The following is a 25890-nucleotide window of genomic DNA, read 5'->3' as shown; positions in this document are numbered from 1 at the left end:
TTGATGGCAATAAAAAAAATTCCGGCAGGACTGCTTCTGCCAGTCTGCCGGAATTCACTCCATACCTGTCATTTTCTATTTGTATTCTGCTCTACCAGATTACCAAGCGTAAACTCTGCCCAGCTGTAATTGGTCATATATTCACCTGCAAATGCGTTTAACTGTGTCAGATCACCGCTGATTGCTGCATAATAGTCACAGTCGATCTCAGAAATATTGACGCCGATCGTTCTTCGGCTCTTGCTGATAATATTTTGGATTCCTGCCTCCTTCAGCGCCTTCATCAGCGTAAAAATGACTTGATGCACGTTGTTCTGAGCCGTGCCGTCACACGGCCGGTCCTCCCATAAGACAGAAGCCAGCTCTGATACCGTAATTCGGGCGCCTCTCCGATCGATCAGATAGGCCAGACATTCCTTGCTTTTGGCCCTGGGAAAGTCAAGCGGTTTTCCATCCACAAAGACCTCAAAATTGCCGAATGTCTGTATGCGGACCCGGTGTTCCGGGATATGCGGAAGAGGGAAACGCAGATTGTCAAGCTCCTCCCTTAAATCTTTTTCTCTCACCGGCTTCATTAAATACCCGCTTACATGAAGCTGAAATGCAGTCTGCATATACTGGGAATAGCCCGTGACAAAGATAATGTTGATCGTGGAGCACAGCTCCTTGCATTTTACCGCCAGGGCAATCCCATTTAACTCTCCCATCTCAATATCCAGAAACACGATATCCGCCTGATTTTCAGCCAGATAGGAAAGGGCCTCCTGAGAATCGGAAAAACTGACGATTTCCGCTGCCGCTTCGACCCGCTTAAGCATGGTGACAAGATTTTGCAGAGCCAGCTGTTCATCATCAACCGCTATAATTTTCATTCACACGATTCCTCCTTTGCGGCAGGATAAGTTTTATTTCAGTACCGGTGCCTATCTCACTTTTTACTTCCAGTCTTCCGCCGCACATCGCATCCAGCCTGTCTCTCACATTTTCCAGCCCAATATGAGTTCTTCCGTCTTCCTTTTTTTCACTTATATCAAATCCCACGCCGTCATCCACCACAGTGATGACCACCGAACCGTCTGCCTGCCCGCTCCGGATTGTCAGACTGCCTCCAGCCTTCTTTTGAGTGATGCCGTATCTCACCGCATTTTCCACAATCGGCTGCAGAGTCAGCGGCGGCAGCATAAAGTCCTGGTATCCGATCTCCCATCGGATGCGGAGGCGCTCTCCATAACGCATTTTCTCCAGATACAGATAATCTTCAATATGGTCCAGTTCTTTTTCAAATGGAATCAGCCCCGTATTGGAAAGGGAATCCAGATTTCCACGCAGATAGTAAGAAAAATGTTCCAGCGCGTCCGATGCTCTCTGTGGATCCGTATCGCAGAGCTGCTTGATGCCAACCAGCGAATTATAAAGGAAATGCGGCTGAATCTGAGAAAGCATGATGGATATGCGGCTCTGTGACAATTCTTTTTCCAGCTCTAATGCTCGTTTTTCATTTTCCATACTCCGGCGGATACGGAGAAGAATAAATAAGCCTTCCAGCACGGCAAAGAAAATAAGTCCCATTCCGAAAAAAATGCCAGCCTCCAGCCACTGGGCAAAACCATTGAGTATTTCCAGTATTCCCAACACTCCGAGCGGCAGAAGCGCCTGCAAAGAAGTGATGAGGGACCGTTTTTTCAGGACCCGGACTTCGTAGCTCAGGCAGAAGATCAGGACCAGCGCGACGGCAATATCCAGCATGGAAAAGGAATCAATATTCCCGAACCAATCCTGAATTCCTTTCATCTGGAACACGGCCCCAACCAGCATGGCCGCCAACAGAACTCCCAGCGCGCCATACATCGTCTTTTTTCGCCATCCGGTAAGATTTCCATTCACAAACAGGATAAGAAATACTACAATCCCCTGAATTGAGCAGGAGTACAGGGTGTTAAGGAGCACAGGATATGGCAGGAACAAAGACAGCGCCGGCGCCAGCGTCGCGAACCAGACGGCGGAAGACAGCGTACAAAGTCCCAGCCAGACAAACTGAAGGCTGCCGTGAATGTGCAGCAAAACCAGGAGAATGCCGGCTATAAACAGAAACAGCGTGAGGACCAAAAATATCGTTCCAACAGCCAGCAGCCCTATATCTTTATGTACAGCCTCAAAAACAAGGGCCCGCTCACTGCCGGTATACATATGCCAGAGCAGATTGTCAAACTGGATAAAGTAGGCATTACGGTAGAGATTGCCGAAATGGAGTTCCACCTTATCTTCCGCCGTAATACCGGGTGATACGAAGGTATACCACAGGTTTCCAATAGACTGTGCGGGGTTTCCATCCCCCTCCTGTGGGCCAAAGGAAAAGGCTTCCTCACCGTTTATCCGCATGGTGACCCATAGCTGACAGATATTAAAGAAGATCTTTTCTCCCTCCGGAATATCTCTTGTAAAATGTCCGCGCACCGCAATGTCCCGCAGTTCGCGGTAATCGAATTCTGTTTCTTTCGAAAGCGGCTTCCATTCGCCGCCCTCCTCGCTGTACTCGCCCTCGACCGCTACGGGATACACTCCGCCGCCGCTCCAATCACAGCTGAGGTCATAGTGAAGCGCCTGCTGCAGCATAGCGGCAAAAACTCCGAACAGAATGATAAGCAATAGAAAAAGGGGCAGGAAAAGCCATGTAGATTTCGTATACTTTTTTATTCTATGCATGAAAAGGCCCCCTTTGATCTGTGTTTGTGTCTTGCATTGTCTTGCATTGTCTTATCTTGATTTGTCTTGTCTTGCTTTGTCTTTAAGTATATCTTAATATTGCTCAAGTATTATAACATGTTTTGGCAGAAATAATAGCGTATAATCGCAAAAACGCCATTCTTACATTTTTAAATAAGAATGGCGTTTCTGCTATGAATTATAATTATGGATTATGTATTCAGGAAAATACCGTCTGGCCCCACACTTCTTCCGAAATCTCTTTAATCAGCCTCAGTTTATTCCACTCTTCCTCTTCCGTCAGCTTATTTCCCTCCTCCGTTGAAGCAAAGCCGCACTGAGGGCTGAGACAAAGGCGCTCTAACGGTACATACTGAGAAGCTTCACGAATTCGTCTGACCACAGCATCTTTCGCCTCTAACTCCGGTTTTTTCGTGGTGACCAGCCCCAGCACCACCTGCTTATTGCTGCTTACATACTTTAATGGCTCAAAATCTCCGGAACGCTCATCATCAAATTCCAGATAATATGCAGACACGTTCTCCTGATCGAACAGATAAGGAGCAATGGGGGCATACCCGCCTGCGGAGGCCCATGTAGAATGGTAATTCCCTCTGCATACATGGGTGGTGATCGTCAGATCTTCCGGATGCCCCTCTATAGCAAGGTTATTAACCCTGACATATCTGGCTGCCAGATCTTCAATCGACGTTTCCCCTTTCTGGCGTGCTTCCCAGTATTTTGTATCGCAAAACATGCCCCACGTACAGTCATCAAACTGTACGTTCCTGCATCCGGCGTCATAAAGATCCTTTATTACCTGGCGGTATGCGGCTGCAATATCCTGAAGCAGTGCCTCCTCGTCCGGATACCAGGCTCTGGTTTTCTCCAGATTGTCGCCTCTCTCCAGCTCAGCCAGGAACTGGGCAGGTGCGGGAATCGTCTGTCGGGCCAGGACCGATGAATCCTCAAATAGCTTCACATACTTAAAATGTTCTATAAATGGATGATTCTCTCCTGAGATTTTCCCGCATAAACCTGCGGATTCCCCCCTCGTCACCTCATCATGAAACGTATAGCCCTGAGTGACTTCCAGTTTCTCCACGCCCTGGAGGCCCCACATAAAATCAAGATGCCACCAGCTTCTGCGAAATTCTCCATCTGTAATAACCGGAAGGCCAGCTTTTTTCTGTTTATCAATCAGCTCCTGAATTGCCTGATCTTCCACCTTTCTCAGCTGCTCTTCCGTTATATCTCCTTTTTTCAGCTGTTCTCTCGCTTCTTTCAGATAATCCGGGCGGAGAAAACTTCCTACAATATCAAATTTAAATGGTGCATGATTATTTTTATACATACGGCTCTCCTTTATCAGTTAAATTCAAAACTGATATTATCGTACCGTAAAGATGGTTATATGTAAAATCGTTAAAAAATATAGAATGGCATAGTTTTTACCTATAGCTTCATTGCAAATTCCAGCTCTGTTAAGTCATCCTTCCAGGTATGATTTTCTTTTTCTGAAATCTTAACAAACCCCATTCTCTGATACATGCTAATTGCCTTCTCCAGATCGCTTGTAGTGTCCAGATATGCGGTTTTGTAGCCAACATCGCGGCAAAAATCCAGCGCATCTTTCAGCATTTTTTTTCCGAGTCCAAGGCCGCGATAATTCGGATGCAGCAAAAACCAGCGGATCTGCACGTTTTCACCACGTCCTACAACACCGATACACCCAATAATATTTCCATAATGTTCTGCAATCCATAATCGGTCATGACCGGAATCATACTTTAACAAAAATTCATAAAATGAATTTGCTACATACGCTTCAAAAGCGGTCGTATATCCGTATTCCTCTTTGTAAATCCAACCATGCATCCCGATAATGAATCCCGCATCTCCTGGCTTAATTGAATGCCTTATCTTAATATCTTCCAATCTAATATTTTTTCCCCCTGTCAAAATACATTCAACAGATGTCATATCCTTTACCAACTGAGTACGCTCACGATCAGAAAGGTGTTTAAGCATAACATTGATTTGCTCATCTGACCGTGCATTCAGAATTGTCATAACCTTTCTTCCTTCACTTGTCAAAGACAACTCATAAGCTCTTCCATCTTCATCGGATTTCTTTTTCTGCAACAAACCTGATTTCTGAAAACTCGTAAGCATATGACTTAAATAACCGGAATCCATGCTAAGAGTATCCACGAGATATTTAGATGTACACTTCTCCATTTTATTAATTTCGTGGAGCACTCTAACCTCTGACAGCGAATATTCACTGTCAAGAAAGTTCTGATTAAGCAGGCCTAAAACATTCGTATAATACCGGTTAAATCCTCTGATTGCACTTACTTCACTTTCTCTCTTACTTTGCATCATACAGTCCTCCTCAAATATTACTATCATTAATATAACTCTTTTACTTGTTTATTACAACTATTTTATTTGTTTTAAGCAAGCATTTGAGTATTTTACTGGATATCAGTCTTTTTATAGAACCTTATATGTGTATTCTTGAGAACATAAGGATTGCTGCACAACAAAAAAAGGTCTCTATCAAAGAAAGATAGAGACCCGACAGCCTGTGTTCCTGATTTAAATCTTATTTCCGGCATTTTTATTCACTAATTAAGCAATTATATTTTCTCGTATGCAACCAGCGTATCCAACGGAATCCGTGTCTTCCCATGTCTGTCCGGATCCGCCGGTTCTTCATCAGCATATCCAATCACAAGGATATTGACCGGTTCCAGGTTCTCAGGAAGGTTGAATTCCTGTGAAAGAATATCCGGCTTAAAATAGCATACCCAGACAGTTCCCAGTCCTAATTCTGAAGCCTGCAGCATCATGTGATCGGTGAGAATAGAGGCATCGATATCTCCAGTCTGCTTCTTATCAAACGGACGGGTCCACGCTGTGCTGTGATCGGCGCACACGATAACAGCCAGAGGTGCATTGTATATGTTGGCGGCCTTTTCGATTTTCGCCAGGCCCTCCTTTTCCTGTACGACAATCAGCCGCACCGGCTGCAGGTTCGCCGCTGTCGGTGCAACGCGGGCCGCCTCCAGAATCAAATCCAGTTTTTCCTGTTCCACCTTCTGAGACTTATAGCTCCGTACCGAATACCGTTTCTTCGCGTTGTCTAAAAAATTCATATGTAACACGCTCCTTTCCTTTCATCTTCTATATGGCCTGTTTGATATAGCTGCATGCAGTGGGTTGATGTTTCCATCAACTTCAGCTATAATTATAACACTGATTTTCCTTTAAACAAGTATGCACTTTTAGGGTATGTAGTACCCAAAAAGATACTGTCTATCCGTATAAAAGGAATCGATAGAAAGGAGCTTTCTCATGAGATGTCCCAGCACTTACCATTGTCCAGTTGAGGCCACGCTTGTGTTGATCGGAGGAAAATATAAGGCCCTGATACTCTTTCATCTGGTGGAAGGCGCCCTCCGCTTCAGCGAGCTTCACCGCCTGATTCCACAGGCGACACCGAAAATGCTGACCCAGCAGCTGCGCGAGCTGGAAACGGACGGTTTGTTAAGCCGCACCGTCTATCCTGTTATTCCCCCAAAGGTGGAGTATCAGCTCACTCCTTTTGGGGAAACGATCTTACCGGTTCTGGAGGCTATGTGCAGCTGGGGATCCGATTATTTGAACAAATCCGGCAGCAAGGCCCCCCTTTTCCGCGGCTATGAATACAGAAATGCAGACTGAATGACAATCAGCCTGCATTTCTTATTTCAAAGAATCGTTCGTCCCATGAAACAACAGCTCCAGAGGACAGCGGGTCCCGCTTGGCGGACTCTTTATTCTATTGTTATTTTGTCCCGTCATTTGAATAAGGGCCGAGGATGTTATAAAGCAGATCCACCGTTTAGACAAAGCAAAGCTTGGATATAACTTTTTCTATCTCACTTGCATCTCCGGAGCCGGACGTGCCGTGGAGGGCGCAGTTGAAAGTGCAAAAATAAGGCGAGGGACGAGCTGGAAAAGCTGCAGGAACTCAAGCCCCTGAAAATCACATATTTTTTACTGTAATCTTAAAATCACAGCAGGTCCCTCCGTCTCCCATCGTCTGGGTTCTTCCCCATTCAATCCTGGGATGCATGCTGCCATAGCATACATCATCCGCATGGCAGTATGCCCTTACAATCTCCTCACAGCCATAGGCTTTACAGATATCGAAATATGGACACTTTATCATGTCGAATCTCAGTACCTTATTTGTTGTCTCATAGTAAACCGCCTGAAAGCCTGCCTTCGGACCGAAATTCGAGCGGGTCATGGATTTGAAAAACTTTGGAACGAGCCTGCAGCATCCGGGTATCTTCATCAGCTTATGAAGCATATCCGCCATGCGCCGGCTTCTCCATGCATAATAATCCTCGATGAAATCCGCAGCCTGCTCTCTCGCTTCTCCGTTGGCAGTCAGTGCATCAAAGGCCGCTATCCCCGGATAAATACGTTCTCTCGTATGCATATACATGGCCTTTGGCTCCTGTGCGTTTTCTTCACAGATCTCCCGGTACCGCTTCCACGCCATTGCCATAATCGATGCCGCTTTTTCACCTTCATAGCGTTTAGAGAGGAACGGTGCCATCTCTGCCAGAAATACATTCTCTTTCTTCTTTGCCATATTGATCCCGCCTTTCTTTCTGTCGCACAGCACATCCGGATATAAAAAACAGGTTACAGGCTTCATGCGCCTTTATGCATCTCGTCTTTTATATCGATAAACAGCCAGTCTGTCGTTGCAATCCTTCAGTTTAGGCAGGGAGCCAAACAGCCATCCGCGAAATGTATAAGTCTTCATCACATCATTAAAGCTGTTTTCCCGCAGCAAGGTCAGTCCGGGACACAGCGCCTCCAGCTCTTTTCCCGACTTGGTGCCCCAACGGAAAGTAGCATTGGTACTCTTTAAGGTATCATGATGTTTGGCCTGCTTTACGGCCATCGGCGGCATTAATTCCGCCAGCAGCACAAATTCAGAAAATGCACCGGCGAGTATGGAAAGCAGTGTCTTCACCTGTTCCCGGCTAAAATACATCAGCACTCCTTCAATAATAAAAATCAAAGGTCTCCCCGTTTCAACAGCCTGGGTCCAATCCGCCTTCAGGATAGAGCCTGCAATCTGATGAACCCTGTCACTTTCCGTAAAAAACTGCTTTCTCACCGTCATCGCATCCGGCAGGTCAATGTCATACCACAGGATTCTTCCGTTATCAACACGGTAAAATCTCGCGTCCAGGCCGCAGCCCAGATTCACGCAAACCGCCTCCGGATATTTTTCCAAAAATTGCTTTAGCGCCTGATCAAACATGATGGTTCTGGCCACGACGCCCTCATGACTCATAAACTTATCGTATTTTTCTGTGTCCATTTGCAGCTGTTTCATGATTTCCACTGCTTTTTCATCTCTGATCCTGGCTTTCTGTCGAAGGGTCTCATTGGCCTTAATTACCAGGGGGATCAACATAGTTTCCTGTACAACTCCAAGATTTGCTGTCATTTCTTTATTTGTCCTTTCCAGTTTTTGCTGCGGAACGCAAGTTAGTATATACTAACCATATATTACCATAAGACCGCACGGATGTCTATTGTCTGTACATGAGAACCTTTCGCAATCACAAACCAGACTGTTGATAAAAAAGTATTTTTCGTGTAACCTTTCTTTATCACAAACGTTTATAGGATGATAAGGAAAATAAAGAAAGGGGGGCCGCGGTGAAGAACGAGACGCTGGAAAATATTTATCTTACTTATTACCATGAGGTTTACTTATATACGCTTTCCCTGTGCGGCAATGTCCATATGGCCGAGGATCTGACCAGCGAGACATTTTATAAAGCGCTGCTCTCCCTGGAAGGCCAGCGGCAGAATGTAAAGTTCTGGCTGTTTAAAGTGAGCAGAAACCTGTTTTATGACCGGCTGCGCAAAGATGCACGGCTTCTGCCTGAACTGGCGGATGAGCCGCCTTTGAGCGGATCTTCCGACATCGTGTGGGAGCAGATGCTGAAAGGTGAAGAGGCCAGAGAACTCTACCGCGCTGTATTAGGCCTTCCGCCCAGATACAGGGAAGCCATCTTTATGTTTTACTTTTTAAACTACAACATTAAAGAAATAGCAGCTCTGACCGGTCAAAAGCCAGGTGCGGTAAAGACAGCGCTTTGCCGGGCACGCAAGCAGTTAAAAATAAGTCTGAAGGAGGAAATGTATGACATTTAAGGAAGTGTTTCAGCGATACAAAGAAGGAACCGCCTCTTTGGAAGAGATAAAATTCGTAGAGGAGGAGCTTGAGAAATTCGAGCTTCTGGAAGAATACACCCTGGCGCAGGTCGATGACAGCTGCCCGGGACTTCAGGAACTCATGACTGAAAGTGATGAAAATGAGATCAGGGGAATTAAAAAGACGGTGAACCGGAAATTGCTGAAAAGCATTTTGATTTCTTTTCTGGCAGCGGCTGTCCTGGTTCTGCTCTCCGGTCCCATATGCAGCCGTATTTTCTATAATCCGAACCGCGGTTATCAGGAAACGTATGGCGGAGACGGTCAGTTTTTTATTGATGCGGCGGTATTTACCGAGCTGCACTCTCCTGGCTATACGACGAATTGGGCCAAGGCGGTCCCCGGCTTTCCGGGCAGCTATCATGTGGAGATACGCCAGAGCAATCTCTTCCACGGTCGCGAAGAAACATTTTCCGGCAGAATCGTGCGAGGGAAAATGGCGGGCAGCGAAGCTTCCCTGACCGGTTACTATTCTAATATTTTAAACCGGACAGGATCTGTACTGGAGACGTACTGGCATTTTCCTCCTATAAATGCATTTGGCCGAAAATTAGAAACCTTCTGCACTACGGATGAGGCTGGAAACGATGTGTATCGGCAGCCGCAGGAGGAAATCGACAGCCAGCTAGAGCAGCTGGAAGAGCTTCCTTCCTCCTCCTGGGCCGCCGCCTATATCACATTTGACGCCCCTATGTCCCTGGAGGCCTTCAGCAGTCTGTACCGTCAGTGGGTGGCCGATCAGGGCAATCTGGATATCACCTATGCAGCCGTAACGTGCAGCGAACCAGGGTATAACATGAACGTCGCCGGATTTGATCCCGCTGGAACGGGTGTATTCTCAGAAGCAGGCGTCTATCCGGAAGAAACGTATCCATATCTGAGGCCAACGACGGCCAGAGAACTGAACGACGGAGAAGCACTGGAAGAAATCTGGGAACAGCATTTCACTTCCATGCTGCAGTATATGTCTGACAGGCCGCAGTTTTTAACAGCCATGGCCGATGTAAACGGGATCAGCCAGGAATATTACGAAGAACTGGCTTCCTATGTGAAGGATCATGGCATTCAGATTTTCGGCGTTATGATTCAGGGAAATGTAAGCCAAGTGATCTCCTTTGCAGAGCAGGAAAAGGTGGATGGTGTGTATGTGGAAGACGCGAAATTGTCCGCGCTTTCACGGTAACATATCACAATCAATTTCTAAGTAAAAATTGTCAGAGTAATAATAAAATGCAGGCGTAAGATTAAGAGGACAGACTCGTCCGCTCTTACGTCTGCATCTATTTTCTTTCATGAATGTAACATTTACCTTCCCTGGTTCCAGCACCTGCACTGTTCAATCCGCCTGCCGCCGTCTCCCTGCGCTTCATCATATGCAAACTGCTTCAGCAGCTCACAGGGAAAGTCCCCGCACTGGCCGCAATGCTCATGCTCCCGGGTCTCGCAGCAGGTTTTTACCGGACATCCGTCACCCCAAAATGGCTTATCAATATGTACACAGCCTTTACACCCCATTTCCTCCTTATAACCGCACGAACTGCACAGGATACCGCATCTGGATTCAATCATTATAAAATCTCCTTTTTGATTTCCATTATAGCAGAGGGAACATGACAGCTATGGGTCATGTCTCCCGGTATCTCTGCAAAATATTTTCAGACTGCCGTCGGATATCCGTCCTCAGTTCTTCCGGTTCCAACACGCGCACCTGATCGCCAAAGCTGAGAATCCACTGCCGCATGTTCTGATAGCCCGCAAAATCCCATTCGAACAGCAGTCCCCCGCTCTCGCAAGGCACGTAGCTGTCCCTACCGTATTCGTCAATCAGACGGTGTCTTTCCGTTTCTGTAAATATCGCCTTCAAGCGAATCGTATGGGAGGAAAAGTAAGCATCAAAATCCAGCCGTTTCTCCGGAATCTCGCGCGGAACAAAGTGTTCCTCCAGGACGGACAAGTCCCATAGGCGGTTCAGCTTAAATAGACGGTAATCGTTTCTGCTGTGACAGAATCCAAAAACGTACCATGAGGACCATTTAAAAATCAGCCGGTATGCCTCAATTCTGCGCTGGCTTTCCCCATTTTCACTGTAGTACTGGAAAGAGATCATGTGCCTGCACCGGACTGCTTTTTTAATCAGGCCGATTTTGTGTGTCAAAGCGTCGTGGTAATGGGACGCAAGGTCAATCACCATGGTATCGTCAACGACAATCTGCCGTTCCCTGCTCGACAGCTTTTCCATAATTCCACTCAGGTATGCGCCTGGGGATACGCTGTCAATGCCTTTTAAACCGGTTAAAATGGTCTGCAGTTCATCCTGCGTAAAGAGCGTCTTGTCTATCTTATAGCTGTCTGAGATGGAGATGCCTCCATCGAATCCCTGAATCGTGACCAGGGGAATCCCGGCTTTACAGATCGCTTCAATATCCCTGTTGATGGTTCTTCTCGAAACCTCAAAACGCGCCGCCAGCTCCGGAGCGGTCACTTTGTCCTGCTGCAGCAGGATTGTAATAATTCCAATTAAGCGTTCGATCTTCATATTTTTATCACCCTATGACATTGTATCACAGGAAACATGACATTACATAGTCATGAATTTAATTATATTTCTCTGCCCAGTCCTTCAGTTCCTTTGCTCCTGCCTCAGCGTTAAATCGCCTGCCTTCCATCAAAACAGCACCCTTACAGGACCCCTTCAGCTCTGCATTTGTATTTCCCATACCACTCATACCCGATGTTGCAAACGGAATAATCTTTTTTCCTTCCAGATCATACTGTTCTAAAAATGTATTTATAATAGTAGGAGCTACGTACCACCAAATTGGAAATCCCACATAGATAACTTCATACCGCCCCATATGCTCAACTTTATTCGCGATCTCCGGCCGGAAAGACTTGTCGCTCATTTCCACACTGCTGCGGCTCTTCTTATTAGTCCAGTCCAGATCTGCGGCAGTATACTTCACAGCAGGTTCAATCTCATGTAAATCTGCCCCTATAGCGGAGGCCAGCGCCTTTGCCAGCCTTGCAGTTACACCGCTGGCCGAAAAATATGCAACTAATACTCTGCTCATTTTTAAATCCTCCGTTTTCTAAATATATGTAACTGTTTCTGATATTTTCCTGCGCTGTGTATGCGCAGCAAGCGGTTTTGATCCCTTTTCCGCATATCCAATATCAAGAATCATAAGGATCTCCTCATTCTCAGGCAGTCCCAGTTCTTTTGCTGTTACTTCCGGATCAAAGAAATTAATCCAGCAGCTGTCGACGCCTGCCGCCTTTGCAGCCAGCATCATATGAGTCGCCACAATAGCTGCATCTTCTACGCCGGAATTACGTGTTTCACCGGGGTAGGTAAAAACATGATTCTTGTCAAATGCCACCACCATGACAGTAGCTGCGCCATATCTGCAGGGAGTCACCTTGTCAATTTTGGAGAGTCCTGCTTCTGACTGAACAACATAGATACGCTGTTCCTGCAGGTTTTTCGCCGTTGGTGCCAGTCTGCCGGCCTCCAGGATCATATTCAGCTGCTCCCTTTCGACTGGACGGCCATCAAAATTCTTACATGCGTAGCGATTCTTAATTACATCAAAAAATTCCATTCTCTATTACCTCCTTCTGAAAATAGATGCCGCAAAGATTTTTCATTATTCTCTATGCTGCACCTATATATTAATTCCATTTTTCTATTATGTCTAATGCTTATAATTCATTATTAGGAATGCTTATTTCGTATGACTAATAAGACTGTTATCGATACGTTTCTTTCACGTACCGGATAAAAGCGTTTGTTGCTTTTGAACAGGGCTGTTGATCTTTCCATGCAAGTACGGAACTGAGTTCCAGCTTTGGATCAAACGGTAAAAACTTCATATCTTCATAATAGCAGTCCAATTTTACACAGATTGCTGCCCCCTTCCGTTCCCTGGCTGTGATCACTGCATTATAAAGCAGATTATAATTTACGCAGGATTCCATCTGTTTTGCAAAATCTCCGGACCATCCCGCAAGTTCGTGATGTACCGGAGTGTTCAGATGAACGGTTACAACCTGTGTTCCCACGAGGTCCCCCGGCTGTATGACATTCCGTGAGGCAAGCGGGTTATCCTTATGAATCAGAACTCCCCACTGTTCTTTCATTTTCATACGGATAAAATCGTATTTCACAATACTTACCGGCTCTAAAAGAAGCCCCATATCCAGAGCACCCTGTTCCATCCGTTCTTTGATGTCTTCATTATCTCCGCTGTATAATTCAAATTTTACGAGTGGACAGCACTCCTGAAAACCGGTTATCAGCTTTGCCACTTCCTGCACGCTGCGTATTTCACCACAGCCAATCGCGATGACACCAGACAGAGTTTCTTCTTTCTGAGTCAGTTCCTCCTGTGCTTTCTCTGCAAGATTCACCAGTTCCTGTGCCCTGCGGCGGAAAATCATACCTTCATCAGTCAGATAAACACTATGGTTGCTTCTCTGAAACAGCTTTACTCCCAGTTCTTCCTCCAGCTGCATGAGCTGGCGGGATAAGGTTGGCTGCGTAATATGCAAAAGCTGGGCAGCCTTCGTTATATTTTCTTCTCTTGCAGCCATGAGAAAATACGACAATATACGAATATCCATCTCCATCTCCTTTTACTGGCTTCCCATTTTTCCCAGAATCGTAATATTCGCGGAAATCTGCACCTCTATTTCATAATCTTTTTCAGATACTTCCCTGTAAGGCTCTCCTCACTCCGCGATATTTCCTCCGGCGTACCGGCCGCCACGATCCGGCCTCCTGCATCACCTCCGCCCGGCCCCATATCCACCACATAGTCGGCATTGGCGATCATATCCAGATCGTGTTCGATGACAATAATTGTGGCTCCGGCATCGATGAACTTCTGGAATACGCCGATCAGCACCCGCACGTCGAGGGGATGCAGGCCGATGGTAGGCTCATCGAACACAAACACGGCATCATCCTGGGCCTTGCCGATCTCCGATGCCAGCTTCAAACGCTGGGCCTCGCCTCCGGACAGGGCAGGCGTCGCCTCCCCCAAGGTCAGATAACCCAGGCCTAAATCAGCCAGGACCTGGAGCCGTTCTCTGACCTTTCTCACATCACAGAACCGCTCCAGCGCCTGTTCCACCGTCATGCCCATCAGCTCCGGCAGGGATATGCCGTGGGAGCGGAACGCAGCCGCTTCCTTTCCATATCGGGAACCGCCGCAGTCCGGGCAGACAATCTCCACATCCGGCAGGAACTGCACATCCATGGTGATCTGCCCGGTGCCCTCGCATCCTGCACAGCGCAGGGAACCGGTATTGTAGGAAAAATCACTGACCCTGCATCCCTGTTCTTTTGCCTCAGGAGTGGCCGCGTAAAGTTTTCGCAGCTCGTCCAGAACGCCGCTGTAGGTCGCCACCGTTGACCGGACATTGATTCCAACCGGCGTTGAGTCAATGAGGCTGACCCGCCTGATTCCGGGCGCGTCAGCGGCTTTCACATGATCTGGCAGCCGTGTGCCGCCGCAGGACGCCTGCAAAGCAGGGATCAGGCTTTCCAAAATCAGGGTCGTCTTACCGGAACCGGATACGCCGGTAACCGCCACCAGCCGGCCTTTCGGAATATCCAGATTAAGGGCGTGAACCGTATGGAGCGGAGCGGTTGATATTCTGATATGTCCCTGTTCAAACATTCTCTCCGAAGGAGTCCGTTTACGGATTAGAACCGGTTCCTCTCCGGTCAGAAATCCGGCAATCAGCGAGTCCGGCGTTTCTGCCACGTCTTCCAGACTTCCCTGCGCCAGCACGTTTCCCCCATGCTGCCCCGCTCCGGGTCCCATCTCAATGAGCCAGTCGGAGGCCTTCAATACCCGTGTGTCATGGTCCACCAGTACAACGGAATTGCCGTGAGCGATCAGATCGTCCATCATACCGAGCAGTCCATCCACGTTAGCCGGATGCAGTCCAATCGAGGGCTCATCCAGCACATAGAGAACTCCCGTCGTCCGGCTTCGCACTGCCCTGGCAAGCTGAACCCGCTGACGTTCCCCGGTAGAAAGCGTATCTCCCGCCCGGTCGAGGCTTAAATACCCCAGCCCCAGGTCGGTCAGCCGCCTGGCCGTATGCAGGAACTGGCCGCAGATGCTCTCAGCCATGTCCCGCAGTTCTTCCGGCATGGATGCAGGAACGGCCTTCACCCAGGGAATCAGGGCATCCAATGTCATAGCGGCGCCTTCCCCCAGTGTTATCCCGCAGAGCAGGGAAGAGCGCGCCCTTTCATTCAGCCTGGTTCCTCCGCAGACCGGACAAAGCTCCTGCTTCAGAAATTTCTCCACCCGTTTCATGCCCTTGTCATCCTTTACCTTCGCCAGCGCATTCTCCACGGTGTAAACCGCGTTAAAATAGGTAAAATCCAGTTCCCCTGCCTGATTGCTTTTCTTCGCTTTGTATAGAATGTGCTTCTTTTCAGCCGGGCCATGGAAGACGATCTCTCGTTCCCATTTTGTAAGCTCTGAAAAAGGGACATCTGTGCGGACACCCATCGCCCTGCATACATCCGTCATCAAAGACCACATTAAAGAATTCCAGGGCGCGACGGCCCCATCGTCTATGGAAATGGATTCATCCGGAACCAGCACGGCCTCATTCACAGTTCTCACGATGCCTGTCCCACCGCAGTTTTTGCAGGCTCCCTGGCTGTTGAAAGAAAAGCTCTCAGCGCTGGGACCGTCAAATGCCGCCCCGCATTCCGGACAGCGAAGCGGTTTTCCTATGGCAGTGTTCACCGTCGGCTGAAGCAAATGACCATTGGGACACCGATGGCTTCCCAGCCTGGAAAACATGAGCCGGAGAGAATTCAAAAGCTCCGTAGAGGTACCGAAGGTGCTTCGTACCCCCGGTACGGCGGGACGCTGATGGAGCGCCAGAGCAGCCGGAACATACTCGATGCTGTCGATCCTGGCCTCCGCCGCCTGTGTCATCCGCCTCCGGGTATACGTGGACAGCGCCTCCAGATAACGGCGGGACCCCTCCGCGTACAACACGCCCAAAGCCAGCGACGACTTGCCGGATCCAGACACACCGGCGATCCCCACCAGCTTCCCCAGCGGAATATCCAGGTCTATATTTTTTAGATTGTGAACACGGGCACCCCGTATCTCAATGTGATCAGGCATAGAATTCACTCCTTGATAGATTTTCAATTATTATAGCACAGGAAAGCGGGCGATTCTATACCCTGGTTGTATCAATAGAAAGGATACCACCAGCGTAGCAGACTTCATTTTTCAGCCCTTCTCTGCTATAATGAAATAAATTTATATTTGAAAGGGCGGAATCATGTGAAGCTATTAGAAAAATACTGTTTAAAAATCGGTTATATCGATGGTTTATATACATACATCATCTCTCCTCAATTTTATGACCATATTCTCGAGGATCACGAATTATTAAGTTATTTAAAGAAGTCTCCGACAGAGCTGAGAACATTCATCAAACAGGCAAGGGAAGCTGCCCCGGAACAATTATATCTGGCATTGACCCACCATCCAAACAGGATTGAAAATTATCAATGGTCAACGCTGCACTGCTTTAAAAACGGGGAACATTTTTACCATGTGTTCTTTCGAAGCTCCTGGCTGTGCAGAGAATGCGGTTATCTGTATCAGGCTCCGATCATTATGCCCATGGCCGAGGCCGATGCGATATACTACAGCGGCACGAAAGACAACGATCCGGCGATTCCGTCCATTTTCAGGAAAATAAACTGCCCGAACTGCGGAAAACCGCTGCAAAACCATCTTCTTGATCTTCATCAATTATAAGAGCATAATAAAAATACCCTAATCACAGGATTCAGAAGAAAGTCTGTATCTTACGATTAGGGTATCATTTACTTTTTATTTCTGCCTGCCGCTTTTCCTGTTCTGCCAGCTGCTTTTATTCATGCGGCATACGCTCGTCAATATCCGTTATTTTTCCAATAATGGAATCTATGGCGCTGCTCTTATACAGATTCTGATACTGCACCAGACACCAGAAGTATTCTTCGGTATCCGGGCGCATCACGCGCACTCGGATTTCGCCGTATTCCCCGCCAGTCTGACCGCTCAGTACACGCTGAACCTCCTCCTGATCTCCCGCGTAAATAAACGCCCGGTCCAGCCCATTCAGAAAATGATTCTGTGTCAGCTCCCGGATCTTTAAAAGCTTCGATGCATTGGAGGTGAATCGGATGGTATCGTGCCTGCAGTCATAGTCAAACAGTACCGTATCTGAAAAGTGTTCCAGCAGAAGATAGCGCTGCTGTTCTAAGGAAATCCTGTTCTGAACTCTCACCCAGAAAAGAATCATTGCCGCCGAAACCAGGGCAACCGCCGCAATCAGCCCGGCGATACTCCACATCATATTGTTCACAATGTAGCGCAAATGCATGGTTGCGGCATCGGCCTTCAAACAGACGACCAGATACCAGTCGTTATATCTCAGCCCGGTCATGGATAAGTAATACGGACTCCCGTCAAATCTGCCTGCCCGGACGCTTCTTGCCTGGGAATCCCCTGCATCATAGGCGTCATGAAGCTCCTCTATCACCTCTTTTTTTACTCCATAGATATCTAAAAGTTCCAGGAGACTCTCACCAACGCCTCTTCCATTCGGTTCCCGGATCGGAAGAATCCTGCTGTCCCCGTCAGTAAGAAATACATTGCATATCTCTCCCAGCCCCGGGTCAAACAGCTCTGTAGATATCAGCGCCTCTGCGTTGATAATCCCCTGCACCGTGCCAATGAACACCCCATCCTTCATCACAGGAACTCCGACTCCGACGCAGTAGATGTCTCCCAGCCGCTCAGAATAAATGATATCTGTCACCACTGTCTCGCCCAGTTTCAGGCGTTCTAAAATTTCACTGTCCTCCGGTCTTGCCTCCCCGCTCGTAATCAGCTCCTGATACATCCCGTAAGTATAATAGGTATACTGAATCTTCGGACTCACCTTATTCAGCGCACTCAAAAATGTATTGATAAATTCCGGCTCGTCATTTTCCATAATCAACACGGCAAATGACTGCAGTGTATTCACAACACCATCGATTTCCGTCAGGGTATTTTCGCGCTGTCCCGCAGTGTAAGCATTCAGCGTTTCGATTATCATGCTGGTAAATTCCTTCTGCGTCCGGTTTCGGTTCACGGTCATGACACCGGTGATGCAGACTCCCAGGAAAAGTGCACAGCAAAGAATGACGATAACATAACTTTTAATCTTACTCTGCGCCCCGCCTCCGTCATCCGCCTCCTTCGTCTGTTCGGACTGGTGTTCTGACTTATCGGAGCACAGCAGCGCGGGAAGCGGATATTTTCCGCCCTGGCGTTCACAGACCTGGCACAGTTCCTCCGGCGGCAGCGGTTTTGAAAAGTAGAATCCCTGCACGACGGTGCAGCCCAGCCGGAGCAGATAGAGACACTGTTCCTCCGTTTCCGCTCCCTCACACAGCACCTGGACATGGAGACGGTGGGCGATGTTGATAATATTGGGAACGAGCGCCTGATTGCGTTTTTTTAACAGCTCATCATCGGACAAAAACTTGCGGTCTAGCTTCAGGCAGTCGAAGTTCAGTTCCTGCCATACATTAATTCCCGCGTATCCGGAACCGAAATCATCGATGGAGACGTGATGGCCGTAAGCCCTCAGCTGATCGATCAAATGCTTGGCTCCGGCGAATTCCTCCAGCAGAATGGTCTCCGTCAGTTCAAATTCCAGAAGCTCAGGCGGAATCCCATATTCGGCTGCAATCTGGTGGAACACATCTGCCGATTCGGGATTTCGTATATGGAGACGCGACAAATTGACCGAAATGCAAACAACCGACAATCCCCGGTCCATCCGGTCTTTCAGGAACTCACAGACCTGTCGGCAGATGATCTGATCCAACTCAATCACAGATCCCTTCGCTTCCATCAGATCCATAAATTTATCGGGCGGAATTACAGTCCCGTCATCACCGATACGCCTTGCCAGCGCCTCCGCCCCTATGATCATCCCGTTCGTCAGATCCACCTTCGGCTGCAAATAGAAACAGAAACGGTTTTCATGGAGCGCATTGTAGATTTCCAGTTCATTTTCATGCACGGCTGTGATCTGATCCTTCATGAAATGATCGTAAACCACGGTTTTGAAGGAATACTGATTTTTTGATATTTTGCGCGCCAGATTTGCATTGTCGATGGCCTGCGCGATATTATCATGCTCAATGAGGCAGAGGCCGCAGGCTGCTTTTAAACGGCATGCAGGATATCTCGACTGCAAATCCGTGAGGAATTCCTGCAGTTCTCTGTCCAATCCGCTGATTATTTCACTGATCTCCTGTCCATTTTCCAGGAAATAGAGTCCTACAAAAAAGTCGGCAAACAAGCGGCGGCACAACAGAATATTGGGCCGGCTGTCCAGGAAATGATTCATTTCCTGCAGAAGGGAATCCCCGATTTCATTTCCGTAAATGTAATTAACCAGATGAAAATCCGTGATGTCGGTATAAAGTATATAAAACTGTCCATCTGCCGTTCTCTCTTGTATTACACGCTCCGATTCTTCTATAAAATAGTCATTCTGCTTCATATTCCGTCTTTCCTTTATCAGTTGGATGACAGCGTGTATCTTATAATGCAAATTATATTTACCAATCACATCGGATAATGAAAGAAAAATCATTTTCCTGGCAGAAAAAGAGATTAAAAAAACAGACCTGATGACCAGATCTGCAAAACGTCTTATGTAATACAGTAATCTTACCATTGCAATTCGTATAATTTGCATTATAAGAACTGATAAAATCTTCCATATATTACCATAATTGTACTATATCTTCTGACTTATTACAAGACACCTTCTATAAGACTTTTCGTAATCCGATATGCAAATTTAATTCGTCCCCTGTGTTTTTATCTGTATGATTGTACCATACTAATAAAAATGAAATCATATATGTGGGGGTACCATTTCATGGAACGGAACGTTTTGAAGGAAATGCATCGGGGGAAAACATTGGAAGAAAAACTATTTTACTTAAAAAAGTATCTGACCTTCTGGGATATGCTAACCGTACAACAGCGGGAACTGCTGATTCGTAATACGGCCGCTGCTTCCTACTCCAAAGGAGAAACCATATACAGTGCGGAACATGAGTGCGTGGGAATCTTAATATTGCAGCACGGAGAAATCCGAACCTATATCCTGTCTGAGGAAGGCAGGGAGGTCACACTTTTTCGTCTGGGGGCAGGCGAGATTTGTGTTCTTTCGGCCTCCTGCATACTCAAGAGCATAACCTTTGATGTTCACATTGAAGCCGAGCAGGACAGTGAAATTCTGGTCCTGAACTCGGCGGTATTCTCCAGACTTATGGAAGATAACATCCATGCCGAACTATTTGCGCTGCGCCTTGCCGCTGAGAAGTTTTCAGAAGTAATGTGGGCGATGGAACAGATCCTTTTCTTGAACTTCGATGCGCGGCTGTCTATCTTTCTCCTTGATGAAACTGCCAAAACCGGAGAAAACACGCTGCAGCTGACCCATGAACAGATTGCCCGGTATATCGGCTCGGCCCGTGAAGTGGTCACCCGAATGCTGCACTACTTTGTTGACGAGGGCGCAGTAGCCTTAACACGAGGCCGCGTAACTGTGCTCGATAAAAAGTATCTCCAGGCAATCGCAGCACAGCCGGCAAAGCAATAAAAGCCGGAATACGGAGACTATTGCTTTTCTTTTCTAAGCTGGTTCGGCAATCCTGCTGCAAGGGCCATAAAGAGTAATCCGGTAATCAGCAGCCCGCTGAAACCAATCTCGAAAAGCGAAGGATATTTCTCTGAGAGACCAAATAATGTCATTTTGCCAAGATCCATGACGCCAAAAAGCCCGATTGATTTCCAGAAGCCATAGGTCGCGCTGAAGGCAAAGGCGCCCGCCAGGCCGCCCAGCACAGTGATCAGGGCCTTTTTGATGCCGTCGCTGCCGGAAGCCGCCACGCAGGTGCCCGGGCAAGAGCCGATCCAGCCAAAGCCAACTCCAAAAATAAGTCCGCCGATAAGCACACCAAGATTTGTCGATTTGATGCTCAGATGAGATAGATCAAGAATGCCAAGTGCATTTGCAATGGACAGCAGAACGCTGGACAGTCCAATGGCAAAGAGAATAATTTTCATCAGGGAAATGTCATGCAGCTTTAACATTGATACAAGTTTTTTTGGATGCGATGCTCCCGTAAAATAGAGTGCAAACCCAAACAGGCCGCCAAGAATAACTGCAAGTAATATATTCATTTTTTGTCCTCCTATGAACGTTTTCTATGAACCAGAACAGCTGTCGGAATCGCTACGGAAAACACAGCTGCTGCAAACAGGTAACCACTGATACTGCCCTGCATTATGCCGCTCATCATGTGTCCGCTGGTGCATCCATCCGCCATTCTCGCGCCATACAGAAGAATAAAACCGCCGATGAAGGGAGCGAAATACTGTCTCCAGCGGCTCTTCCCTGTAAGGGGACAGGACTCCGACTCTGCACTTTCCATGGACTGTGTCCCATACTTCTTTTTACGTAACAAATGGGCAGCGTATGCGCCAAACGGAATTGCCAAAACAAATATAAAATCATAGTTCATTGGATGTTTAATGTTTGCCGCCAGCCTGCCCTCGCTTTTGTCATAGTAAGCATTCGTACTTCCATAGCCAGAATCCCGTTCGTCATCCCCGGTTATAACCGCAGAGTCAACGGTACTGTGAACGATGCCGCTCAATACTGAAAACTGTGTAGATACGCCAATCGGCTTTACTAACAGCACAGCCAGGAAAAATACGATACCCAATAATGCCGCTGCGCCCATCCATTTCTGTTTTTTCATCCATTTCATAAAACCAACCTCGTTTCTTTTTTTTAATTTTTGCATCTTGCAGCCGCTCACTCAATATATCCTATAAATAAAATCAATTCCGTGACGAGATCACAAAAAAGACCAGGCGCACGCTTCCACCTGATCTTTTCCATTTCGTCCTCTTTAATTCACTCCAATCCCCTCAAATTCTTCCTTCCACCGAATCGTCAGACTCCCATCCCGAATCGTAACCGGCAAAATCGAATAGCCGGAATTTTGGAGATTATCGGGAATCCAGTGATCGAACATAATATAGATCTGCTCTTTCACCCGAAACATGTAGGTGCACTGTCCGCCATAGGTTTCACGATACCTCTCGCCTTCACAGGGATTGTCGATTAATTTCCATTTACCCAGCAGAAACTCCGATCTTGCATAGAGTGCGCTGTTATAAGCCCAGCCTGTGCAGCCCGATGTAACCATATAGTACATGCCGTCTTCATAGATAAGCGCGGGTGCTTCGCGTTCCTGATCGATAAGCACCGACTGATAAAATCCGGTTACATCCGTGTAATCCCCGGTCAGCTCAGCAATATTAAGCGTCTTATTCCAGTTGGAACTGTGCACTAAATATGCAGAAGCATCTTCATCAACAAAAAGCGTCATATCTCTGCTGTCCTGTCTGTTTGGCTGCTTTTCATGAATAATTTTAAAGGGTCCAACCGGCGTATCGGAAACAGCGACTCCGACTCCGGCATATACATAATCCGGCGTGTCCAGGTGGAACCACATGACAAATGTGCTGGTCTTTGCATTATATAATACTTTGGGCCTTTCGCAGACATTCTCCGGCTTCACCAGGCTGCCCGGCAGCTGATCCGCCGCGGATAATGCCAGTCCCTCATCGTGCCAATTCACTAAATCTTTGGAGGAATATACGCTGATTCCGATTACATCCACTCTTGTCAGCCCTGGTGTATTGCTTTGACCCTTATTCTCACCATACCAGTACCATGTCCCCTCATGTTCCAGAATCATTCCTCCATGCGCCTGAATCGGCTTACCTGAATCATCATACCAAATCTGTCCATTTTTCTGCATAGTTTCTCCTTTTCTGATGTGTCTCGTGAAATGATACACGAATCATATGTTTCTCTATTGATTATGTTTCATATCCTGAAGCTCTCTCGTAATAACCGCTCCGGAACAGTAACGCCCCGGCTGACCTGCTAAGATTATACCATAGTTAATCGTCTTGTGAAAACCACATAGCGAAAGATTATGTCGATATTTCATCTTTTGCCAATGCTCTGTTACGTTATAAAGCGAGGCTTTCTATTGTCTAATCACGTAATAAATGTTAAAATGAAATATCAAGGCTCTATTTCGATTATATAAAATACTGAGGTACTGGAACGATGGAAGCGATTCATGATGAACAATGGATAAAAGAGAAATATGAAGAGATCTGCAGGCAAAATCCGGCCGATTACGTTCTAATCAGCCTCAAAATCAAACGTTTTCGCATATTTAACCGGCTGTTTGGACGGGAGGCCGGGGATCGGCTGCTCGAGAGGGTCTATGAAGCCATTCAGGGCTGGATCGGGGAAGAGGAATACGCGGCCCATCTCTATCTCGATTATTACAATATGCTGGTGAAGGTGCCTCACGATTACAGCACGATCGTCCAGTACGTCACCGATTTCAGCCATATGATACGGGATATGAAGGACGATGAGGGATTTGGACATGTGTTTATCGGGTTAGGCATCTACCCGCTGGAAGACGATTCGACCGACTTCTATACGGCCCAGTACAATGCCGATGTGTGCCGAGCTGAGTGCCCGGAGAGAGCTTACCGCAACTCTCATTTTGAAATATACTCCATGACATACCATGATCTGAATCTGCACTATTTCGATCTGGAACAGGAGATCAAACCGGCTCTGGAGCACGGCGATTTTAAGCTGTACCTTCAGCCGAAAGTGGATTTAAAAACCGGGGAGGTAACAAAGGCTGAGGCGCTGGTCCGCTGGATCGATCCCGTAAAGGGGATGATACCGGTCAGCGAGTTTCTTCCGGCTCTTGTGGAAAATGGTTTGATTCAGAACGTGGATCTCTATTTGTTTGGCATTGTCTGCCGCACGGTGGAACGCTGGAAGCAGCAGTATGGAAAAGAGATTCATATCAGCGTCAATTTGAATGAAAGTGCTTTTAATTATGAGTTCTTTTTTAACGATTACAAGGAAGTTTACGAGCGGAATCCATGCCAGAAGGACTGTATCGAATTCGAACTTCTGGAAAGTATTATTCTCAATCAGGTAGATCAGGTAAACCGGGTTGTCAATGCTATTACTCAGTTTGGCTTTTCGTGCTCCGTGGACGATTTCGGAAGCGGCTACTCTTCTTTCAGCGTACTGATCAACCCGCGTATCACCACGCTGAAGATCGACCGTTCTCTGTTCCAAAACGAAAATGACCTTCGTGAGAAAACGCTGATCCGCTATATCATCCAAACCGCTAAGGAACTGAACATGACGACCGTAGCAGAGGGAATTGAGACGAAGGGATACGTGGACTTTTTAAAAGAGCTGGGCTGTGACTACGTGCAGGGATTTTATTACTATAAACCCATGTCAGTTGAGGATTTCGAAGAGCTTTTTGTGAAAAATCCTATCACCTCTGCGTGACACACGGAGAATTCGCAGAATACACTAAAAATAGTAGCTGCGTACGGATTAAGTAAGGACAGCGGGCGGCTTTGAAAAATCAAAGACGCCCGCTGTTCTCATTTATTCCGTCTCTCTCGCCGCCAGATGATCGGCGGCAATGCAGAGGTAATAGTTCAAACCGGTCTGCTGCCCTTCCAGCATACTGCGGTGAAAATCGTCTGTAAGAAAAAAACGGGACTGAGCGGCGAACCCTGCTGCATCAATCTCCATAGTTCTTCTCAAACAGGCAATATGCTTCTGTATTGCAGACAGCACCGTTTCATCCTGGGCACTTAGCCCGTCTTTCAGCGATCTGGCCATAAAAGCCATAAATTGTGCTGCTTCCTCCGCGTTTTCATTCATAACAGCAGCGTCAACCGCCTCCGCGTCGATAGAGTATCCATACTCTTTCTGTAAATACTCGTTCTGGTCCTTAAGGGCCTCTCCCCACTCTTCTTTATTCAGACCGGCAAACATTTTTTCTGTCTTCATAGGAACTCCTTAGTCTAAAGTCTTACCTTAGGTTGGAGTCAAGTATATTTTTAAAATTTTACAAAAAAATGTCAGGAAACCGGTTATCCGTAAATCGATTTCCTGACATTCACTGTTGGGACCATTAATCTCTGACTTTTGTAATAAATCCTGTCAGATTCATGCATTTACTGTTATACGCCTCCATGACCAGCTTCTTGGCCCTCTCTTCACTCAGGTTCTCAATATAATAGGTATGGCGGCTGTCAATAATGGTAAGCTCTCCTTCCTGCCCAATCAATTCCTGGGCTTCCGTAACGATCAACTTGTCATCAAGATCAAATACTACCTTCATTTTGCTCACCTCCGTATAGTCCTATTATAACTCTTTTTTTATTGGATTGCAATTTTATGTACGGTATGTTCTGTACAATCCATCCGCGTCCTTATGCTTAGACACTGACAAAATAGTAAAACTCTATCGCCTCCGCGGATACCCCCATATATGGGTTATCCAGTTTTTTCCTGACTCTCCGGACCACCTCTAATAATGCGCTGTAAAATTGCTCCTCTGTCTCAGCCCCCAGAGGATCCTTGAGTGATACAAAGCTGGCACTTAATCCGCCTAAATCACAGTTTCGTATTTTACCGCATATGAAATACGATATGTCCAGCCTCGCGCTTATGTATATTCCGCTTTCCAGATAAACAGCATCTGCTTCCTTTTCCCAAATCTCTGACAATCTGTTTTCGGAAAACAATTCCTGATCCAAGCCTGCAAAAATGATGTTGTACCGTTTCGTCTTCATACAGTTCCACACTTTTTAAACATTATATTAGTGTCTATGT

At 47.0% G+C, this 25890-nt stretch carries 26 protein-coding genes; 6 read left to right on the top strand and 20 right to left on the bottom strand.

Features of this window, described 5'->3' with window-relative positions; genetic code table 11:
- Positions 1-68: 68 nt before the first annotated feature.
- From H8S80_RS05445 to H8S80_RS05425, 5 genes are all read right to left on the bottom strand, one after another.
- Positions 69-872 carry a response regulator gene (locus H8S80_RS05445; protein WP_117630468.1) on the bottom strand — a complete coding sequence of 268 codons (804 nt, stop codon included), beginning with the start codon at positions 870-872 and terminating at the stop codon, positions 69-71.
- Positions 853-2703 carry a histidine kinase gene (locus tag H8S80_RS34120; RefSeq protein ID WP_243007817.1) on the bottom strand — a complete coding sequence of 617 codons (1851 nt, stop codon included), beginning with the start codon at positions 2701-2703 and terminating at the stop codon, positions 853-855. The genes H8S80_RS05445 and H8S80_RS34120 overlap by 20 nt, the downstream gene beginning before the upstream one ends.
- A gap of 220 nt (positions 2704-2923) precedes the next feature.
- Complete coding sequence (locus H8S80_RS05435; RefSeq protein WP_029466190.1) at positions 2924-4057, bottom strand: 5-methyltetrahydropteroyltriglutamate--homocysteine S-methyltransferase; 1134 nt, start codon at positions 4055-4057, stop codon at positions 2924-2926.
- Between the two features lie 101 nt (positions 4058-4158).
- Entirely contained in the window at positions 4159-5091 is a 933-nt protein-coding gene (locus H8S80_RS05430; protein ID WP_243007816.1) for a bifunctional helix-turn-helix transcriptional regulator/GNAT family N-acetyltransferase, read from the bottom strand.
- 257 nt (positions 5092-5348) lie between these two features.
- Positions 5349-5867 (bottom strand): nitroreductase family protein, encoded by a 519-nt coding sequence (locus H8S80_RS05425; protein WP_117630466.1) that lies wholly within the window; start codon positions 5865-5867, stop codon positions 5349-5351.
- Positions 5868-6066: 199 nt separating this feature from the next.
- On the opposite strand from H8S80_RS05425, the gene H8S80_RS05420 reads away from it, so the two are divergent.
- Positions 6067-6435: a winged helix-turn-helix transcriptional regulator gene (locus H8S80_RS05420; RefSeq protein WP_117630465.1), complete on the top strand. Its 369-nt coding sequence runs from the start codon at positions 6067-6069 to the stop codon at positions 6433-6435.
- A 304-nt stretch (positions 6436-6739) separates the two neighbouring features.
- Here H8S80_RS05420 and H8S80_RS05415 read toward each other — a convergent pair whose 3' ends face one another.
- Together H8S80_RS05415 and H8S80_RS05410 are read right to left on the bottom strand one after the other, a co-directional pair.
- Positions 6740-7357, bottom strand: coding sequence for an L-2-amino-thiazoline-4-carboxylic acid hydrolase (locus tag H8S80_RS05415; protein WP_117630518.1), 618 nt, complete (start codon positions 7355-7357; stop codon positions 6740-6742).
- Between the two features lie 72 nt (positions 7358-7429).
- Positions 7430-8230 carry a class I SAM-dependent methyltransferase gene (locus H8S80_RS05410; protein WP_117630464.1) on the bottom strand — a complete coding sequence of 267 codons (801 nt, stop codon included), beginning with the start codon at positions 8228-8230 and terminating at the stop codon, positions 7430-7432.
- Positions 8231-8445: 215 nt separating this feature from the next.
- On the opposite strand from H8S80_RS05410, the gene H8S80_RS05405 reads away from it, so the two are divergent.
- Positions 8446-8946 (top strand): RNA polymerase sigma factor, encoded by a 501-nt coding sequence (locus H8S80_RS05405; protein ID WP_025531913.1) that lies wholly within the window; start codon positions 8446-8448, stop codon positions 8944-8946.
- Positions 8936-10189, top strand: coding sequence for an anti sigma factor C-terminal domain-containing protein (locus H8S80_RS05400; protein WP_117630463.1), 1254 nt, complete (start codon positions 8936-8938; stop codon positions 10187-10189). The genes H8S80_RS05405 and H8S80_RS05400 overlap by 11 nt, the downstream gene beginning before the upstream one ends.
- Before the next feature lie 122 nt (positions 10190-10311).
- Here the strand turns inward: H8S80_RS05400 and H8S80_RS05395 are convergent, their stop codons facing one another.
- The 6 genes from H8S80_RS05395 to H8S80_RS05370 form a co-directional block, all read right to left on the bottom strand.
- Positions 10312-10575 (bottom strand): DUF3795 domain-containing protein, encoded by a 264-nt coding sequence (locus H8S80_RS05395; RefSeq protein ID WP_002599853.1) that lies wholly within the window; start codon positions 10573-10575, stop codon positions 10312-10314.
- A 55-nt stretch (positions 10576-10630) separates the two neighbouring features.
- Positions 10631-11542, bottom strand: a complete 912-nt coding sequence (locus tag H8S80_RS05390; protein ID WP_117630462.1) for a helix-turn-helix transcriptional regulator — start codon at positions 11540-11542, stop codon at positions 10631-10633.
- 58 nt (positions 11543-11600) lie between these two features.
- Positions 11601-12077, bottom strand: coding sequence for a flavodoxin (locus H8S80_RS05385; RefSeq protein WP_002599855.1), 477 nt, complete (start codon positions 12075-12077; stop codon positions 11601-11603).
- Positions 12078-12095: 18 nt separating this feature from the next.
- Complete coding sequence (locus tag H8S80_RS05380) at positions 12096-12608, bottom strand: nitroreductase family protein (RefSeq protein ID WP_002599856.1); 513 nt, start codon at positions 12606-12608, stop codon at positions 12096-12098.
- 148 nt (positions 12609-12756) lie between these two features.
- Positions 12757-13629 carry a LysR family transcriptional regulator gene (locus tag H8S80_RS05375; protein ID WP_110326517.1) on the bottom strand — a complete coding sequence of 291 codons (873 nt, stop codon included), beginning with the start codon at positions 13627-13629 and terminating at the stop codon, positions 12757-12759.
- Positions 13630-13694: 65 nt separating this feature from the next.
- On the bottom strand, positions 13695-16172 hold the full coding sequence (locus tag H8S80_RS05370) for an excinuclease ABC subunit UvrA (protein ID WP_117630461.1): 2478 nt from the start codon (positions 16170-16172) through the stop codon (positions 13695-13697).
- 165 nt (positions 16173-16337) lie between these two features.
- Here H8S80_RS05370 and H8S80_RS05365 point away from each other — a divergent pair, with 165 nt between their 5' ends.
- Entirely contained in the window at positions 16338-16820 is a 483-nt protein-coding gene (locus H8S80_RS05365; RefSeq protein ID WP_117630460.1) for a hypothetical protein, read from the top strand.
- 115 nt (positions 16821-16935) lie between these two features.
- Here H8S80_RS05365 and H8S80_RS05360 read toward each other — a convergent pair whose 3' ends face one another.
- On the bottom strand, positions 16936-19611 hold the full coding sequence (locus H8S80_RS05360; RefSeq protein ID WP_117630517.1) for an EAL domain-containing protein: 2676 nt from the start codon (positions 19609-19611) through the stop codon (positions 16936-16938).
- A 408-nt stretch (positions 19612-20019) separates the two neighbouring features.
- Here H8S80_RS05360 and H8S80_RS05355 point away from each other — a divergent pair, with 408 nt between their 5' ends.
- A complete protein-coding gene (locus tag H8S80_RS05355) occupies positions 20020-20724 on the top strand; it encodes a Crp/Fnr family transcriptional regulator (protein WP_117630516.1) in 705 nt (234 codons plus the stop codon).
- Between the two features lie 17 nt (positions 20725-20741).
- Here H8S80_RS05355 and H8S80_RS05350 read toward each other — a convergent pair whose 3' ends face one another.
- From H8S80_RS05350 to H8S80_RS05340, 3 genes are all read right to left on the bottom strand, one after another.
- Positions 20742-21308, bottom strand: a complete 567-nt coding sequence (locus H8S80_RS05350) for a DUF6691 family protein (protein WP_117630459.1) — start codon at positions 21306-21308, stop codon at positions 20742-20744.
- A gap of 11 nt (positions 21309-21319) precedes the next feature.
- Positions 21320-21934 (bottom strand): YeeE/YedE thiosulfate transporter family protein, encoded by a 615-nt coding sequence (locus H8S80_RS05345; protein ID WP_117630515.1) that lies wholly within the window; start codon positions 21932-21934, stop codon positions 21320-21322.
- 108 nt (positions 21935-22042) lie between these two features.
- Positions 22043-22960, bottom strand: a complete 918-nt coding sequence (locus H8S80_RS05340) for a glycoside hydrolase family 43 protein (protein ID WP_002599869.1) — start codon at positions 22958-22960, stop codon at positions 22043-22045.
- Between the two features lie 317 nt (positions 22961-23277).
- On the opposite strand from H8S80_RS05340, the gene H8S80_RS05335 reads away from it, so the two are divergent.
- Positions 23278-24549, top strand: coding sequence for an EAL domain-containing protein (locus H8S80_RS05335; RefSeq protein WP_117630458.1), 1272 nt, complete (start codon positions 23278-23280; stop codon positions 24547-24549).
- Between the two features lie 102 nt (positions 24550-24651).
- Here the strand turns inward: H8S80_RS05335 and H8S80_RS05330 are convergent, their stop codons facing one another.
- The 3 genes from H8S80_RS05330 to H8S80_RS05320 form a co-directional block, all read right to left on the bottom strand.
- Positions 24652-25062, bottom strand: coding sequence for a TipAS antibiotic-recognition domain-containing protein (locus H8S80_RS05330; protein WP_117630457.1), 411 nt, complete (start codon positions 25060-25062; stop codon positions 24652-24654).
- Positions 25063-25186: 124 nt separating this feature from the next.
- Positions 25187-25396, bottom strand: a complete 210-nt coding sequence (locus tag H8S80_RS05325; RefSeq protein ID WP_002599872.1) for a hypothetical protein — start codon at positions 25394-25396, stop codon at positions 25187-25189.
- Positions 25397-25493: 97 nt separating this feature from the next.
- Positions 25494-25850, bottom strand: a complete 357-nt coding sequence (locus H8S80_RS05320; protein WP_117630456.1) for a hypothetical protein — start codon at positions 25848-25850, stop codon at positions 25494-25496.
- Between the last annotated feature and the right edge of the window lie 40 nt (positions 25851-25890).

The organism is Hungatella sp. L36, from assembly GCF_014288035.1.
This window is presented reverse-complemented; position numbering and strand designations above follow the sequence as displayed.